This is a genomic window from Paractinoplanes rishiriensis (assembly GCF_016862375.1).
GTDB classification, from domain to species: domain Bacteria; phylum Actinomycetota; class Actinomycetes; order Mycobacteriales; family Micromonosporaceae; genus Actinoplanes; species Actinoplanes rishiriensis.
On the sequence record NZ_BOMV01000089.1, the window covers coordinates 101,726 to 115,300 of the forward strand.

At 72.3% G+C, this 13,575-nt stretch carries 11 protein-coding genes; 3 read left to right on the top strand and 8 right to left on the bottom strand.

Translation table 11 applies throughout. The features are described 5' to 3' along the window. Nucleotides 1-76: 76 nt before the first annotated feature. The 4 genes from Ari01nite_RS40895 to Ari01nite_RS40910 all read right to left on the bottom strand — a co-directional run bounded on the left by Ari01nite_RS40895 (nt 77) and on the right by Ari01nite_RS40910 (nt 3,718). A complete protein-coding gene (locus Ari01nite_RS40895; RefSeq protein ID WP_203788844.1) occupies nt 77-631 on the bottom strand; it encodes a GNAT family N-acetyltransferase in 555 nt (184 codons plus the stop codon). A 1-nt stretch (nt 632) separates the two neighbouring features. After that, nucleotides 633-1,892: an alpha/beta fold hydrolase gene (locus Ari01nite_RS40900; protein WP_203788846.1), complete on the bottom strand. Its 1,260-nt coding sequence runs from the start codon at nt 1,890-1,892 to the stop codon at nt 633-635. Between the two features lie 10 nt (nt 1,893-1,902). Further along, entirely contained in the window at nt 1,903-3,063 is a 1,161-nt protein-coding gene (locus Ari01nite_RS40905; protein ID WP_203788848.1) for an alkaline phosphatase PhoX, read from the bottom strand. A gap of 64 nt (nt 3,064-3,127) precedes the next feature. Beyond that, nucleotides 3,128-3,718: a TetR/AcrR family transcriptional regulator gene (locus Ari01nite_RS40910; RefSeq protein ID WP_203788850.1), complete on the bottom strand. Its 591-nt coding sequence runs from the start codon at nt 3,716-3,718 to the stop codon at nt 3,128-3,130. Between the two features lie 72 nt (nt 3,719-3,790). Here Ari01nite_RS40910 and Ari01nite_RS40915 point away from each other — a divergent pair, with 72 nt between their 5' ends. Genes Ari01nite_RS40915 through Ari01nite_RS40925 form a run of 3 tightly spaced genes read left to right on the top strand, consistent with a single transcriptional unit; the run spans nt 3,791 to nt 7,401 of the window. Further along, the gene (locus Ari01nite_RS40915; RefSeq protein WP_203788852.1) at nt 3,791-4,930 is read left to right on the top strand and encodes a sensor histidine kinase; all 1,140 of its coding nucleotides are present in this window, start codon (nt 3,791-3,793) and stop codon (nt 4,928-4,930) included. After that, a complete protein-coding gene (locus Ari01nite_RS40920; protein ID WP_203788854.1) occupies nt 4,927-5,583 on the top strand; it encodes a response regulator transcription factor in 657 nt (218 codons plus the stop codon). The genes Ari01nite_RS40915 and Ari01nite_RS40920 overlap by 4 nt, the downstream gene beginning before the upstream one ends. Before the next feature lie 21 nt (nt 5,584-5,604). Next, the gene (locus Ari01nite_RS40925) at nt 5,605-7,401 is read left to right on the top strand and encodes a cellulase family glycosylhydrolase (protein ID WP_203788856.1); all 1,797 of its coding nucleotides are present in this window, start codon (nt 5,605-5,607) and stop codon (nt 7,399-7,401) included. A gap of 15 nt (nt 7,402-7,416) precedes the next feature. Here Ari01nite_RS40925 and Ari01nite_RS40930 read toward each other — a convergent pair whose 3' ends face one another. From Ari01nite_RS40930 to Ari01nite_RS40945, 4 genes are all read right to left on the bottom strand, one after another. After that, on the bottom strand, nt 7,417-8,568 hold the full coding sequence (locus tag Ari01nite_RS40930) for a cellulose binding domain-containing protein (protein ID WP_203788858.1): 1,152 nt from the start codon (nt 8,566-8,568) through the stop codon (nt 7,417-7,419). Nucleotides 8,569-8,616: 48 nt separating this feature from the next. After that, entirely contained in the window at nt 8,617-9,276 is a 660-nt protein-coding gene (locus Ari01nite_RS40935) for a GNAT family N-acetyltransferase (protein ID WP_203788861.1), read from the bottom strand. 57 nt (nt 9,277-9,333) lie between these two features. Then, nucleotides 9,334-12,387, bottom strand: a complete 3,054-nt coding sequence (locus Ari01nite_RS40940; protein ID WP_203788863.1) for a putative bifunctional diguanylate cyclase/phosphodiesterase — start codon at nt 12,385-12,387, stop codon at nt 9,334-9,336. 97 nt (nt 12,388-12,484) lie between these two features. Further along, the gene (locus tag Ari01nite_RS40945; protein WP_203788865.1) at nt 12,485-13,525 is read right to left on the bottom strand and encodes a Gfo/Idh/MocA family protein; all 1,041 of its coding nucleotides are present in this window, start codon (nt 13,523-13,525) and stop codon (nt 12,485-12,487) included. Nucleotides 13,526-13,575 lie beyond the last annotated feature (50 nt).

A 13,575-nucleotide genomic window follows, 5' to 3' on the forward strand; every position in this document is an offset into this window, starting at 1 on the left:
CGCAAGGAGAGTGAGCCCGCGACAATCACGTACGTGTCGCTGGGTCGTCGTCGGCCCGCCCTTCCGGGCCTGCGAGCTAGCCCGCGCCGGCTGCCAGCACCGCGGCGTCCGGCCAGGCCATCCGCAGCTTCTCGGGAGCGCCGCGCAGATGCGCCGGATCGCCGCCCGGTGCCGATGCCACCCCGGTCTCCACGCACACCGCGCCGCATGCGCGATAGAAGGCCTGCGCCGCCGTGTTCTGCCGCAGCACCCACAGGTGGACGCCCGCGGCGGACGCACCGGTCACCGCCGCCGCGGCCGCCCGGGACAGCAACTGCCGGCCGATGCCGCCGCGGTGCCGATGGGCCACCACGTGCAGGTTGTCGACCAGGCTGCCCCAGGTCGCGTGGTCGTCGAAGATTACGTGCGCGAAGCCGGCCAGCTCGCCGTCCTGCTCGGCCAGGATCGTCGCGGTGGCCGGCGAGGGCGTCCCCAGCCGGGCCGTCCACACCTGCCGGCGGTCGTCCGCGGCGGCCCGGTCGAGGTAGTCGTCGGTGTAGGCGCCGCGGTAGTGCCGCTGCCAGCTGTCGGTGTGCAGGGCCGCGACCCGGTCGGCGTCGGCGCCCGTCGCCGGTCGGAAGAGGAGGGACATCTCAGCGCAGCCCGGCGGCCATGTCCATCAGGTGGCCCAGCACCTGTTCGCCGCCGGTGCGCAGGCCGTCGTGCTCGTGCTCGTTGGTCACCCAGGTGCGCACGTTGCCGACCGCGGCGGCGGTGTCCAGCGACAGGCCGGCATCCACGTACAGGTCCTCGAAGTAGACCGCGGCGCAGACCGGCACCTCGTTCGCGGCCAGCCTCTCCGGATCGTAGAGCGGGGGCCAGTCGGTGGTGGCGGCCAGGATGTCGGCGGCGCCCGCGAACGGGCGCAGGGCGGCGATCTGCTCGAACATCCAGGGGTACATCATCTCGCCGGTGAACAGCAGCGGGTCGGCGCCGGCCGCGAACTCCGGGTAGCGTCCGATGGCCCGGGCCGCGGCCCATCCGGTGGGTGCACTGCCTTGGCCGTACGTGAATTCCTGGAGCGCGGCCAGCGGTGTGTCGATGAAGCCGGTGAGCCGCATGACCTCGTAGCGGAAGGTGTCCGACAGTTCGTCGCCGTGCCACGCCTCGTCGAGCAGCCAGTGCACCTGGGCGAAGCCGTAGCTCATTCCGAACAGGTTGCCGAGGAACCGGAACCGCTCGGCGGTGAGCCGGTCGCCGTCCGGCAGTCGTACATCCTCCGCGGTCAGGTGGTCGGCGATCCGGCGCACCGCCGCCGCGTCCTCCGGGTAGGCCCGGTAATACTCGGCGTTGCGCCGCGCCACCCGCGGATACGTGCGCGCGTACACGTCATCGCCGGTCGCGGTGATGCCCGGCAGCCCGCCGGTGACGAAGCAGTGCCGCAGGCCCTGCGGCGCCTGGGACAGGTAGGTCATGGTGACGAAGCCGCCGTAGCTCTGGCCGAGCGTGTCCCAGGCGACGCCGCCGGCCACTCGCTGCCGCAGGATTTCGGCGTCGGCCACGATGCTGTCCGCTCTAAACCATTTGAGGTACGCGGCCAGCTGCGCGCCGGACATGCCGCGCACCGTGCGCCCGACCAGCGGGGTGCTGCGCCCGGTGCCACGCTGGTCGAGCAGGAGCACCCGGTGGGTCCGCACGGCGCGGGCGATCCAGCTCTCGGCCCGGACCGGCCGCGGCGACTTGCCGCCCGGCCCGCCCTGGAGGAAGAGCAGCCAGGGCAGGTCGTCCCCGGCCCGGTCGGCGGCCACCGCCTCACGGGCGAAGACCTCGATGGTGCCGGCACCGGGCCGCCCATGGTCGAGCGGCACGGTGACGGTGTGATCGGTGAAGCGGAGTCCCGGGTTGGCGATCATGCCTCCCAGATTAGGTGCGGAACGGCCCGGTCACGCAGTAGGTGATGCCGCCGGACGACGAGCCGGACGTGCCGCGCTGGGACGAGAAGTACAGGCGGTTGCCGGCCGGGGTGAACGCCGGGCCGGTGATCTCGGACGAGCCGTGGCCGGTGAGCCGCAGGAACACCGAGATGCTGCCGGCCGGGGTGATCACGCAGATGTCCATGGAACCGCCGTCCTCGGCCACGTACAGGTCGCCCGAGGTGCTGCCGGTGACGTTGTCGACACCGGTGAGCGGGGCGCTGCCGGCGCTCACCAGGTTGTCGTCGTACGCCAGCTCGTACGTGCCCGCGGTGAGGTTGACCTGCCACACCCGGTTGTCGCCCTTGGTGGTGAACCAGACCTTGTCGCCGGCGTAGTGGCAGCCCTCGCCGCCGTTGAACACCTTGGCGCCGGACACCTGGTGGCGGGTCGCGGTGGGGGAGCCGTCCGGGTCGGGCACGGTGACCCAGCGGAACGTGCCGGAGGTGGCGGTCCCGGCCACGAACGCCTGCAGCGTGCCGGCCGACAGGTTGCCCCAGGCCGAGGGCACGAACCGGTAGAAGCGGCCGTCCGTCTCGTCCTCGGTCAGGTAGATCACCTTGCGCACCGGGTCGGCCGCGGCCGCCTCGTGCTTGAAGCGGCCCATCGCCGGGCGGACCACCGCGGTGCCGCCCAGCGGGTAGGTCTCGAAGACCCGGCCGAGGGTGACCTCCTCGCAGGACAGCCAGGTGTTCCACGGCGTGCTGCCGCCCGCGCAGTTGTTGTTGGTGCCGGACAGGATCCGGGACGCGCCGATCGGCTTGCCGGTGCTGTCGAAGGCGATCCGGGACGCGCCGCCGCCGGCCGGCGAGCTGACCTCGGCGTTGGACACGTAGACCCAGCCGCTGCCGTTCGGGATGACAGCGCCGCCGTCGGGGGCGTCGTGCCAGACGTACGAGGTGCCGGGTACGGTCTGCCGGGAGCGGGCGATCACGGTGCTGGTGAAGCCGGCCGGCAACTGGATGCCGTTGGCGTCGGCGGGCAGTAGCGGTCCGTAGGGTCCGGTGGCGGTCTGTGCGGGTCCCGCGTAGGCGGCCGGCCAGGCGGTGAACGGCAGGGCCAGGCCGCCGGCGCCGGCTACCGTGGCGCGCAGGAGAGTACGTCGGTCCATGGCTGGACCGTAGCTGTGCGTGATCGTCCAATGGCTGAGCGTGCGATTAACATCGGGCGGCGAGTTAATGGAGCAGGCGTACGAAGATCCCGGCGAGCGTGGCCGCGGTGCCCTCCGGCGTGTCCCGGGGCAGCATGATGTGGCTGACCGTCAGCCGCACCACGGCGTCGACGGCCCGGGCCAGCGTCTCCGGCGGCGTCGCCGGCAGGCTTTCCCGGGCCCACTGGGTCAGCACCGCGACGCCCGCGTTCAGCACGATGTCGGAGCGGGTGGTGAGGAACGGCAGCAGCTCGTCGGCGCCGCCCCGGCCGCTGGTCAGGATGGCCCGGACCAGCGGGTTGGCGGCCGCCTCCCGCAGGGTCAGCACGCTGGCGGCGCGGCAGGCCGCGTACGCGTCGGAGCCGTGCCGCCGCAGCTCGTCGCGGACCCGCCCGACGAAGCTGTCGACCTCGCTGATCGCGATCGCCTCGGCCAGCCCGCCCCGGCCGCCGAACTCGTTGTAGACCGTCTGGCGGCTCACCCCGGCCGCCTTCGCCACGTCGACCATCCGCACGCCGTCCCAGCCGCGGGCGACCGTCAGGTCGCGGGCGGCAGCGATCAGCGCCTCGCGTAACCGGGCGCGATTCGACTCACGGTACGACGGTGTGTCCCCCATGGGCCTGACAGGCTACACACAGGTCCGCGCGACGTCATGCCGCTGTTAGGCCCGGCCGTGCATGCTGGGCGGATGGGCGTCCGGTTGCGTTACACCCTGCTGTACGGCGCGATGTTCCTGATCTGTTCGGCCGGGCTTCTCGTCCTGGTCGCCGCGTTCGGGTTGCGCAACACCACCCGGGCCACCCCGTACGGCCAGCCGCCCACCCGCGAGGAGGTGGGCCGGATGCTGGCCGAGCAGGACGAGATCCGCAACCGCCAGCTGCTCGCCGGAGTCACCCTGGCGCTGCTGGTGATGCTGGTGCTCGCGGTGCTGGTGGGCCGGCTGCTGGCCGGCCGGGTGCTGCGCCCGCTCCGGGTGATCACCGCGGCGACCCGCCGGATCTCGGCCGACAACCTGCACGAGCGCCTCGCCGTGACCGGCCCGGCCGACGAGGTGAAGGCGCTCGCCGACACCATCGACGACCTGCTGGGCCGGCTTGAGGAGTCGTTCGCGGCGCAGCGCCGGTTCGTCGCGGACGCCTCGCACGAGCTGCGCACCCCGCTCGCCACCATGCGCGCCTCGCTGGACGTGGCGCTCGCCAAGCCCGGCCCGATCCCGCCCGAGACCGACCGGCTGGCCGGCCGCCTGCGCACCGAACTGGACCAGGTAGACCGCCTGCTGGAGGGCTTCCTGCTGCTGGCCCGCGCCCAGCACGGCGCCCTGGACGACCGCACCGAGGTCTCCCTGGCCGACCTGGCCCTCGCCGCCGTAACCGACAAACCCGCCGAGACAGAAACTGGCGCCCTAACGGACAAATCGGAAATGTTCGGCAGGAGGCGAACCATCGCTGACACGCGGGCCGCCGCCGTCAAAATTCACGCCGACCTGACCCCGGGCGACGCGGTAGTCAGGGGCAACCCCGTCCTCCTGGCCCGGATGGTCGGCAACCTCGTCGACAACGCGTTCCGCCACAACGTCCCCGGCGGCCGGATCCGGGTCACCGTCCGCGCCACCACCCTGACCGTCGAGTCCACCGGCCCGCTCCTCGACCCCGCGCAGGTGGCCCGGCTCGGCCGCCCGTTCCAGCGTCTCGGCCCCGACCGCACCGGCGAGAGTACCGGCCTCGGCCTCTCCATCGTCGCGGCAATCGCCGAGGCGCACGGCGGCACCCTCGACCTCGCTGCCCGCGACGGCGGCGGCCTGATCGCGACCGTGCAGGTGCCGCGATGAGGGTGCTCGTGGTGGAGGACGCCCGCGCCCTGGCCGCGGTCGTCGCCGAGGGCCTGCGCGATCAGGGCATGGCCGTCGATCTTGCCTACGACGGCCTGGAGGCCGCCGGGAAACTGGACGTCAACGCGTACGACGTCGTGGTTCTGGATCGTGATCTGCCCGGACTGCACGGGGACACGCTCTGCCAGATGATCACGGCGCGGGACGGCCGGGCCATGGTGCTGATGCTGACCGCGGCGGGCTCGGCCGACGACCGGGTGCGCGGGCTCACCGCGGGGGCCGACGACTATCTGGCCAAGCCGTTCCACTTCCCGGAACTGGTGCTCCGGATCCGTGCGCTGGCCCGCCGGCAGCCCGCCGCCCGGCCCCGGATCCTGCGGGCCGGCGAGATCGAACTGGACCCGGTCGGCCGCACCGCCACCCGCGCCGGCCGCCCGCTGGCCCTCTCGGTCAAGGAGTTCGCCGTCCTCGAATCGCTGCTGCGGGCCGCACCCGGGTATCTGAGCAGCGAAGATCTGCTGGAGCAGGTGTGGGACGAGCACGCCGACCCGTTCACCAACACGGTGACCGTGACGATCGGACGGCTGCGCCGCAAGCTCGGCGACCCGGGCGTCATCAACACGACCCCCGGCGTGGGCTACCGCATCACGTAATCAAATGATTACCGTCTATCCATGACGGTAATGCGAGCGTTACTCGTGTTCACTCTGCTGGGTGCGAGCCTGGCGGCCCCCCAACCGGCGGCGGCCGCTGCGGCCGTTCCCGTCTTCCTCGACCAGCACGGCCGCGAGGTCACCCTGCGCGGCTTCAACGTCTCGGGCAGCGCCAAGCTGCGCGAGACCGGCTTCCTCCCGTTCAAGTCCACCGCCGACGCGGCGACGTCGGCCGCCGCGATGCGGGAACTCACCGGCGCCAACGCCATCCGCTTCACGATCGCCTGGGAGGGCGTGCAGCCGGCCCGGGACCGGATCGACACCGCCTACCTGGACCGCGCGGCCGCGCAGATCCAGCAGTTCACCAGCCGCGGCATCCGGGTGCTGCTCGACTGGCACCAGGATCTCTACTCCGCACATCTGTTCCATGCGGACAGCTGGTACACCGGCGACGGCGCCCCGAAATGGGTGATCGACCTCGTCGACTATCCGACCGAGTCCTGCGGCATCTGTCTGCTGTGGGGCCAGAACATGCTCAACAACAATGCCGTACGCGCTGCCATGTACGACTTCTGGCGCAACCGCAACGGTGTCCAGGACGCCTACCTGGCCCAGGCCCGCAGCGCCCTGAGCTACCTCGCCGGTCGGCTGCCGGCTTCGTCGTTCGCGATGATGCTGGGTGTCGACCCGTTCAACGAGCCGTTCGACGGCGGGCTGGACGGCGCGTCCGGCACCACCTGGGAGGCCACCTGGCTGTTGCCGTTCTACCAGCGGTTCCGGCAGGTGATGGACGGTGCCGGCTGGGCCGACCGGCCGCTGTACGCCGAGCCGCTGGTCTTCTGGAACACCACCTTCGGCGAGGCCGGCGGCCTGTCCACGATCGCGCCGCTGGGCAGCCGGTACGTCTTCAACAGCCACTACTACGACGGCGCGCGGATGACGCTCGACCCGTCCGCGGCGCGCGACGGCACGTACGTCTCCGCCATGAACCGCATCCGCGACCGCGCCGCCGCGCTGAACACACCGGCCTTCGTCTCCGAGTTCGGCAACGCGCTGACCGGCACCGGCAGCAGTTCCCGTACGCCGTGGATGGTCCGCGCCATGTACCAGGGTCTCGACTCCCGGCTGTCCGGTGCCTCGTTCTGGAACGGTGCGGCCGGCGCCGGCACCGTGCTGTCCAGCACCCAGTGGCACTGGGACATCTACAGTGGCCGGCACGCCGAACTGATGAACGGCAACCCGGACAAGGTGCAGACCGAGGGCGACGGCTGGAACGAGGAGGACCACTCGGTGATCGCGAACGGGGCGCTGCGCCTGGACCGCCGGGTGCTGGACCGGCTCTACCCGGCCGCGGTGGCCGGCCGGACCCTGGCTTTCGGCTACGAGGACCTGGCCCGCAGCGGCCTGGCCGGGGCCGGCACCCAGCAGGCGTGGCTGACCGTCCCGTCCCGGCTGCCGGCCATCGCGGCGCTGGTGTCCGGCCGCCAGTACGGCGTGCTGGTGTGGCGCGAACCGGCCGCAGCGATCGCGGCGCCGACCGAGTTGCACCTGCCCGGCACGTTCCCGGCCGCCCGCACCGTGGTGGTCAGCGACCTGGGCACGGTGGTCGGCCCGCCCGGGTCCGGCCGGATCGCGGCGACCACCGAGCCCGGCGCGACCAGTGCCCGGCGGCTGCTGCTGGACGCGTCCGGCTCGGCGGCGGGCACGGTGCACGTCGCGCTGGTGGTGGGCGCGGCCGACACCCGCCCGGTGGACGCGGCCGCGCTGGCCGCGGCCCGCACCGAACTGCTGAACTGGGCGGCCGGCATCACGTGGTGAGGCCGGCCGCCTGACCTAACTGCAGGGAGAGCCGTTCAGGGTGAAGCCGGTGGGCGTCGCGTTGCTGGTCGTCCACCGGCCCAGCAGTCCGATGGTGACGGTGCCGTTCGGCGGGATCACCCGGGTCCAGGTGGCCGGTGTGGCGGTGACGGTGCGGCCGGCCTGGGTGAACGTGCCGGTGCCCCAGGCGTTCTGCACCACCTGGTCGCCGCCGAAGTGGAAGCCGAACGTCCAGTTCTCGATCGGGGCGCCGGTGTTGTTCCGGATCTGGATCTCGGCCACGAAGCCGCCGTTCCACTGCGAACTGTTGCGGTAGACGACCGAGCAGATCGGGGCCGGCGGCGGGCTGCTGGACGGCGGGGGAGTCGGGCTGCTGACGTTCGGCGAGCGCACGGCGTTCGACTCGGCCGACAGGTTGCCGGCCGCGTCCCGGGCCCGGACGTACAGGCTGGACATGGCGGGGATGGGGCGCACGGTGGCGGTCGTGCCGGACACCGTGGTGTACAGCGCCGAGTACCACAGGCCGTCGAACACATAGACGTCGTAACCGGTGACGCCGACGTCGTCGGTGGACGGCGACCAGCTCAGCGCGATGCCCTCCGGGCTGTTCGCGGCCACCAGGCCGGTGGGCCGCGACGGCGGGGTCTGGTCGGCCGCGGTGTCCGAGGCGGGGGTGACCACGCTGACGCTGGAGCCGGTGGTGGACCAGCCCCCGGCGGTGTCCCGGGCCATGATCCGGAAGCTGTAGTTGCCGGTGGCCCGGATGCCCTCGGTGATGGTCACCGTGGTGACGTTGCCGACCTTCTGCAACCGCATGATGTCGTCGAACGCCCGGTTGTGGCTGATGTCGTAGCCGGCGATCGGGAAGCTGCCCGGCGTGGCCGCGCTCCAGGCGAGGGTCACCGAGGTGGTGGTCGCCTTCGTGACGCGCAGGTCAGCGGGTCCGGTTGGCGGCAGCGAGCCGGGCGGGGGTGAGGTCGGTGGTTCGGACGGCGGCGTCGGGCTGGGCGGCGTCGGGCTGGGCGGGGTGGGGCTGGGCGGGGTGGGGCTGGCCGGTGGTGGGCTGGGTGTCGGCGTGGTGGCCGCGCCGGCCGGCACGGCGGTCAGCACTGCGCCGGCCGCGAGGAGCATCGCGGCCGACCAGGCCAGAGGGCGGAGTCGAGACATGCCAACGACGCTTCCGAAGCCATCGAAGCGTGTCAACGTCCGAACAGGTCAGCCTACATAGCGGTAGGAGGCGAAGATGACGTCGTGGCTGGGCTCGAAGCCGAGTCGCTCGTAGAGCCGGATGGCACGGTCGTTGTCGGCGGCGGCGTGCAGGAACGGCAGCTCGCCGCGGCCCAGGATGCTGGCCGCCAGCGCCAGCGTGAGCCGGGCACCGAGCCCGCGGCCCTGGTGCTCGGGGTCGGTGCAGACGCCGCTCACCTCGGTCCAGCCGGGCTGCCGGAACCGCTCGCCGGCCATCGCGATCAGCCGGCCGTTCTCCCGGATGCCCAGGTAGCGGCCGAGCTCGATGGTGCGCTTGCGGAACGGGCCGGGCTTGGCCCGCTCGACCAGGTCGAGGATCTCGGGTACGTCGGTCTCGGAGAGGACCACGGCCTCGGGGTCGTCCACCCCGGTCATGCCGTGGCCGACCATCTGCACGCCGGGCACCGAGACGGCCATCTCCCAGCCCGGGCCGGGCGTGATGGACGGGCCGGTGAGCAGCGCGTAGTCGGTCAGCGTGGCCAGGTCACGCCAGGCCGCCGGGTCGCCGTTGTCGGCGAGGGCGGCGAACGGTGAGATGTCGGACTGATAGCGGGCGGCGTCGCCGGACGCCTCGGCATAGCAGGCCTGTGGCCCGGAGAGGGCGGCCCACACGGGATTTTCCAGCACGCCCTTGACCCTGCCGCGTGCCGGGCGCCGCCGCTAGTGAATATCCGTCAAAACCCCTCAGACGAGAGCTCGTACGTTGTGCACGAGCGGCATCACGTCGGCCGGCCACACCGGCTTGGAGAACAGATAGCCCTGGCCGTACGGGCAGCCCATCCGGGCCAAGGCGGTCCGTTGACCCAGGTCCTCGACGCCCTCGGCGACCACCGCGAGGTCGAGGTTGCGGGCCAGCGAGACGATCGTGTCCACCATGATGTGCTGCTGCTCGCTGTCCAGGATGTCGTCGATGAAGGACTTGTCCAGCTTGAGCACGTCCACCGGCATCTGCCGCAGGTAGCTCAGCGACGAGTACCCGGTGCCGAAGTCGTCGATCGCGATCCGCACGCCCATGGCGCGCAGCACCCGCAGGTCGGCCCAGACCTGGTCGGCGTCGCGCAGCACCAGGCTCTCGGTGATCTCCAGCAGCAGCCACTCGGGCCGGGCGTGCGCGTCCTCGATGGCCTGCCGGACGTGGTCGACGAAGCCGGGGGTGCGGAACTGCCGGGCCGAGACGTTCACGCTCACGTATGCCAGCGAGGCCGCCGGCTCGGTCCGGCGCCAGTAGGCGAACTGGGCGAGCGCCTCGCGCAGCACCCAGCTGCCGATGCTGACGATCGTGCCGCTCTCCTCGGCCACCTCGATGAAGTCGTACGGGCTGAGCAGCCCACGCTGCGGGTGCTGCCAGCGGACCAGCGACTCCACGCCGGAGACCAGGCCGGTCTCCAGGTCGACGATCGGCTGGTACATGAGCGTGAACTGCTCGAGTTCGATCGCCTCGTGCAGCGCGGCCCGGGTCTCGAGGCGCTGCACCATGGCGCTGTGCAGCTCCGGCCGGTACCGCTGCCAGGTGCCCTTGTCCTCGCCCTTGGCCTGGTACAGCGCCAGGTCGGCGTGCCGCAGCAGCTCGGTGGCGCTGGACGCGTCGGTGCTGGCGGCCACGCCCACGCTGGCCGCGCCGCTCATGATGTGGGTGCCGCCCAGGCCGTCGGCGACCTCGACCGGCACGGCCAGCGCCGCGACGATCCGGGACGCCACGTCCTCGGCCTCGGCCGCCCGGCTGCGCTCGATCATGATGGCGAACTCGTCGCCGCCCATCCGGGCGGCCGTGCCCGCGCCGCCGGCACCGAGGATGGCCGCGATCCGCTGTCCGACGGTGACCAGCAACTCGTCGCCGACCGCGTGCCCGAGGGTGTCGTTGACCTCCTTGAAGTCGTCGAGGTCGACGAAGAGCACGGACAGCGTGCTGCCGTCCCGCTCGGCGGCCGCGAAGGCCTGCTCGAGCCGGTTGCGGAACAGCACCCGGTTGGCCAGCCCGGTGAGGCCGTCGTGGAAGGCCAGGTGGGACAGGTCGTCCTCGAGGCGGCGGCGCTCGGTGACGTCCCTGATGGTCAGCACCAGCCCCCGGACGGTCGGGTCGTGCCGCAGATCGCGGCCGTCCACCTCGACCTGGACCAGCCGGCCGTCGGCGCACAGCGCGGACAGGTCGGGGGCGTCCTGGGTGCCCCGGCCGGAGCGGACCGCGGCCAGGACCTCGTGCATGGTCCGGTGGTGGCTGACCGCGACCAGCGCGGCGAGCGGGGTGCCGGCCAGGTCGGGGTGACCGAACACGGTGGCCGCGGACGGGCTGGCGTAGCGGATGCCGTCGTCGTCACCGACGATCAGGATCACGTCCGACGCGTTCTGGATCAGGGTCCGGAAGTAGGCCTCGCTGTCCCGGCGGTTGACCTCGCCGGTCAGGCCGATCCGCTCCACGACCACCTCGACCTGGGCGAACAGCGTCTCGAGCGAGCCGGCCAGGTCGCGCAGCACATCGCCGGACGCGGCCAGCAGGCCGTACGCGTGGGTCGGCGGTTCGCCGGGCAGCGGCAGCGCCCCGAACAGCACGGTGTCGAAGCCGTGCGCGGACACGCCGGGCGGGAGGTCGGCCGCGGGCACCAGCCGGATCTCGCCCCGGTCCGGGCCGTCCGGCAGGTCGGTGGCCAGGTCCAGCACGTACGGGCGGTCGGCGGGCATGAGGGTGGCCACCGCGTCCTCGACGGCCTGCACGGTCTCCTCGATGGTGGCGGCCGAGAACAGCTTGGCACCGGCCTCGCGCAGCGCGCGCTCCCGGGCCCGGGCCCGGCGCTGGGCCAGCGCAAGTCCGTTCACCCGGGCCAGGACCAGCAGGAACATCACCGCCGCGGCGGCTGCGATGACCGGCGCGTCGACCACGCCGTCGCGCATGGTCTCGATGTCCCGGCCGTTGAACCACTCGATGTAGAGCACGGCCGGGGCGATCATGGCGGCCGCGGCCATCCAGATGATCCGGTGCGGGCTGGTGTCCACGCCGCCGGTGCCGGTCTGCTCGGTCAGCCCGCGCATCGACGGCAGCAGCGCGGCGAAGCCCATGGTGGCGTAGAAGACGATCCAGCCGAGGTCGACCGGCCCGCCCAGCGACCAGTCGCTGTTGAGCTGGGACTGGCCGTAGAAGATGTCCGAGATCAGCAGGCCCACCATGGCGATGCCGACGGCCACCAGGGCCCGGGGCTTGCGGCCCGAGGTGGTGAGCATGCGCAGCATCATGGCCAGCACCAGCACGTCGCCGAACGGGTAGCCGACCGAGACGATCTTCTGGGCGACGGTCAGCTCGTGCGAGCGGGTGAACGGCGCGATCCAGTACACCCAGGAGAGCAGGCCCAGGCCGACGGTCGGCACCAGCGCGTCGAGCAGCGCGTCCCGGTTGCTGCCGCCACCCGAGCGCTGTCGCACGAACAGCAGAAAGGCGCCGGTGAGCAGCGGATAGACCATCAGGTAGAACAGGTCGGCGAAGCCCGGGAAGTCCGGTGTGTCACCGAGCGCGAGGACCAGGTTGTACCAGGTGTCGCCGGTGGTGAAGCACACCAGCGCCGCCGAGATCAGATACCACGGCAGGCGGCGGGCGGGCCGGTTGAGGCGTACGCCGACCAGCACCGCGACGGCACTGGAGTAGCCGAGCAGTGCCCAGGTGTAGAGGTGGCTGTCCGGTGACGAGTAGTAGACGGCCACGAGCAGCACGATCCACCCGCCGAAGCAGGCGCGGGCGGCTCGCGTCGTCATGCACACTCCGATCGGCGGCGGGACGGCGATAGTGCCGTCCGAAAACTGATCGGGCGGAAGCGCTCAGCCTTGAGCCCTTTCTCTCAGGTCGGGAAGGTCAGAGCCAGGGCGGGCCGGCCACGGTGACCGCCCGGTCGGTGTCCGCGGACTCCTCGATGGCGAGCGCGATCAGGTGGTCGTGCGCCCCGTCGGCCAGCGGGTAGGGCGCCGGTCCCTCGCCGCGGACCCAGGCCGCGGTGCGCCGCAGCAGGGTGGCGATGGCGATCTCCTCGTCGTTCCAGCGCTGTCCCGGGAACGGGTTGCGGAACAGCACCTGGTCGCCGAGCGTGATCGTGTCGGTGTCGAAGTCGTCCAGGTCGAGGTCGTACCCGGTCTGCCGGCGGACCAGGGGAGTGCGCACGATCGTGCGCGGTGCCACCAGCCGCACCACCTCGTCGTCGCGCAGTTCGCCGTGCGAGCCGCGCACCAGGATCCGGCGGAACCGCAGCTGGTTGTGCCACTGGTTGTCGGTGAAGTCGTAGAGCCCCGAGCGCCCGTCGCCGAAGTCGAGGGTGGCGATCGTGGTGGTGGCCGGCCGCGGCTGCGGGTCGCCGGTCCAGCCGTCCCGGGTCAGCGGGTCGACCAGCGGCGCCGTCGTCCGGCTCGCCCGCACGGTCACCGGCCCGAAGCTGCCGAGGCTGCCGAGGTACCCGCGGATCAGCGAGACGGCATGGTACTGGTGGGTCGAGGAGACCTGCACCTGCGACGCCTCACCGATCACGCCGGACCGCACCGCGGCCAGCCGGGCGGCGTGTGCGGGCACCATCAGGTACTGCTCGGCGACCTGCACCAGCCCGCTGCCGCCGGCCGCCCGCCACAGCGCGGCCAGCCCGTCGGCGGTGGGCGCGGGCGGGGTCTCGGCCAGCACCGGCAGCCCGCCTTCGACCGCGGCCAGGATGGTGGCCGGGCTGGCCTCCCACGGCACCGCGGCGACCACGAAGTCGGGTCGCACCTCGTCGAGCGAGGCGAACGCCGGCACCGGCAGCTCGCGCGGCGTGCGCACCACCGCACCCAGGCACTCCACGTCCGGCAGCGAAGCCGCCAGCCGCCAGTACATCTCGGCCCGCCACCCGGCGCCGACCACGACGAAGGACGTCAATTCGGGTTCTCCTCTGGGCTTTCCCGCCGCGGGAAAATGCTGCCGATCAC

What these genes read in the sequence shown, in the direction of transcription:
- Ari01nite_RS40940 (WP_203788863.1), bottom strand. Translation starts at nt 12,387, where the DNA reads ATGACGACGCGAGCCGCCCGCGCCTGCTTCGGCGGGTGGATCGTGCTG.
- Ari01nite_RS40910 (WP_203788850.1), bottom strand. Translation starts at nt 3,718, where the DNA reads ATGGGGGACACACCGTCGTACCGTGAGTCGAATCGCGCCCGGTTACGC.
- Ari01nite_RS40895 (WP_203788844.1), bottom strand. Translation starts at nt 631, where the DNA reads ATGTCCCTCCTCTTCCGACCGGCGACGGGCGCCGACGCCGACCGGGTC.
- Ari01nite_RS40930 (WP_203788858.1), bottom strand. Translation starts at nt 8,568, where the DNA reads ATGTCTCGACTCCGCCCTCTGGCCTGGTCGGCCGCGATGCTCCTCGCG.
- Ari01nite_RS40915 (WP_203788852.1), top strand. Translation starts at nt 3,791, where the DNA reads ATGGGCGTCCGGTTGCGTTACACCCTGCTGTACGGCGCGATGTTCCTG.
- Ari01nite_RS40900 (WP_203788846.1), bottom strand. Translation starts at nt 1,892, where the DNA reads ATGATCGCCAACCCGGGACTCCGCTTCACCGATCACACCGTCACCGTG.
- Ari01nite_RS40905 (WP_203788848.1), bottom strand. Translation starts at nt 3,063, where the DNA reads ATGGACCGACGTACTCTCCTGCGCGCCACGGTAGCCGGCGCCGGCGGC.
- Ari01nite_RS40925 (WP_203788856.1), top strand. Translation starts at nt 5,605, where the DNA reads ATGACGGTAATGCGAGCGTTACTCGTGTTCACTCTGCTGGGTGCGAGC.
- Ari01nite_RS40920 (WP_203788854.1), top strand. Translation starts at nt 4,927, where the DNA reads ATGAGGGTGCTCGTGGTGGAGGACGCCCGCGCCCTGGCCGCGGTCGTC.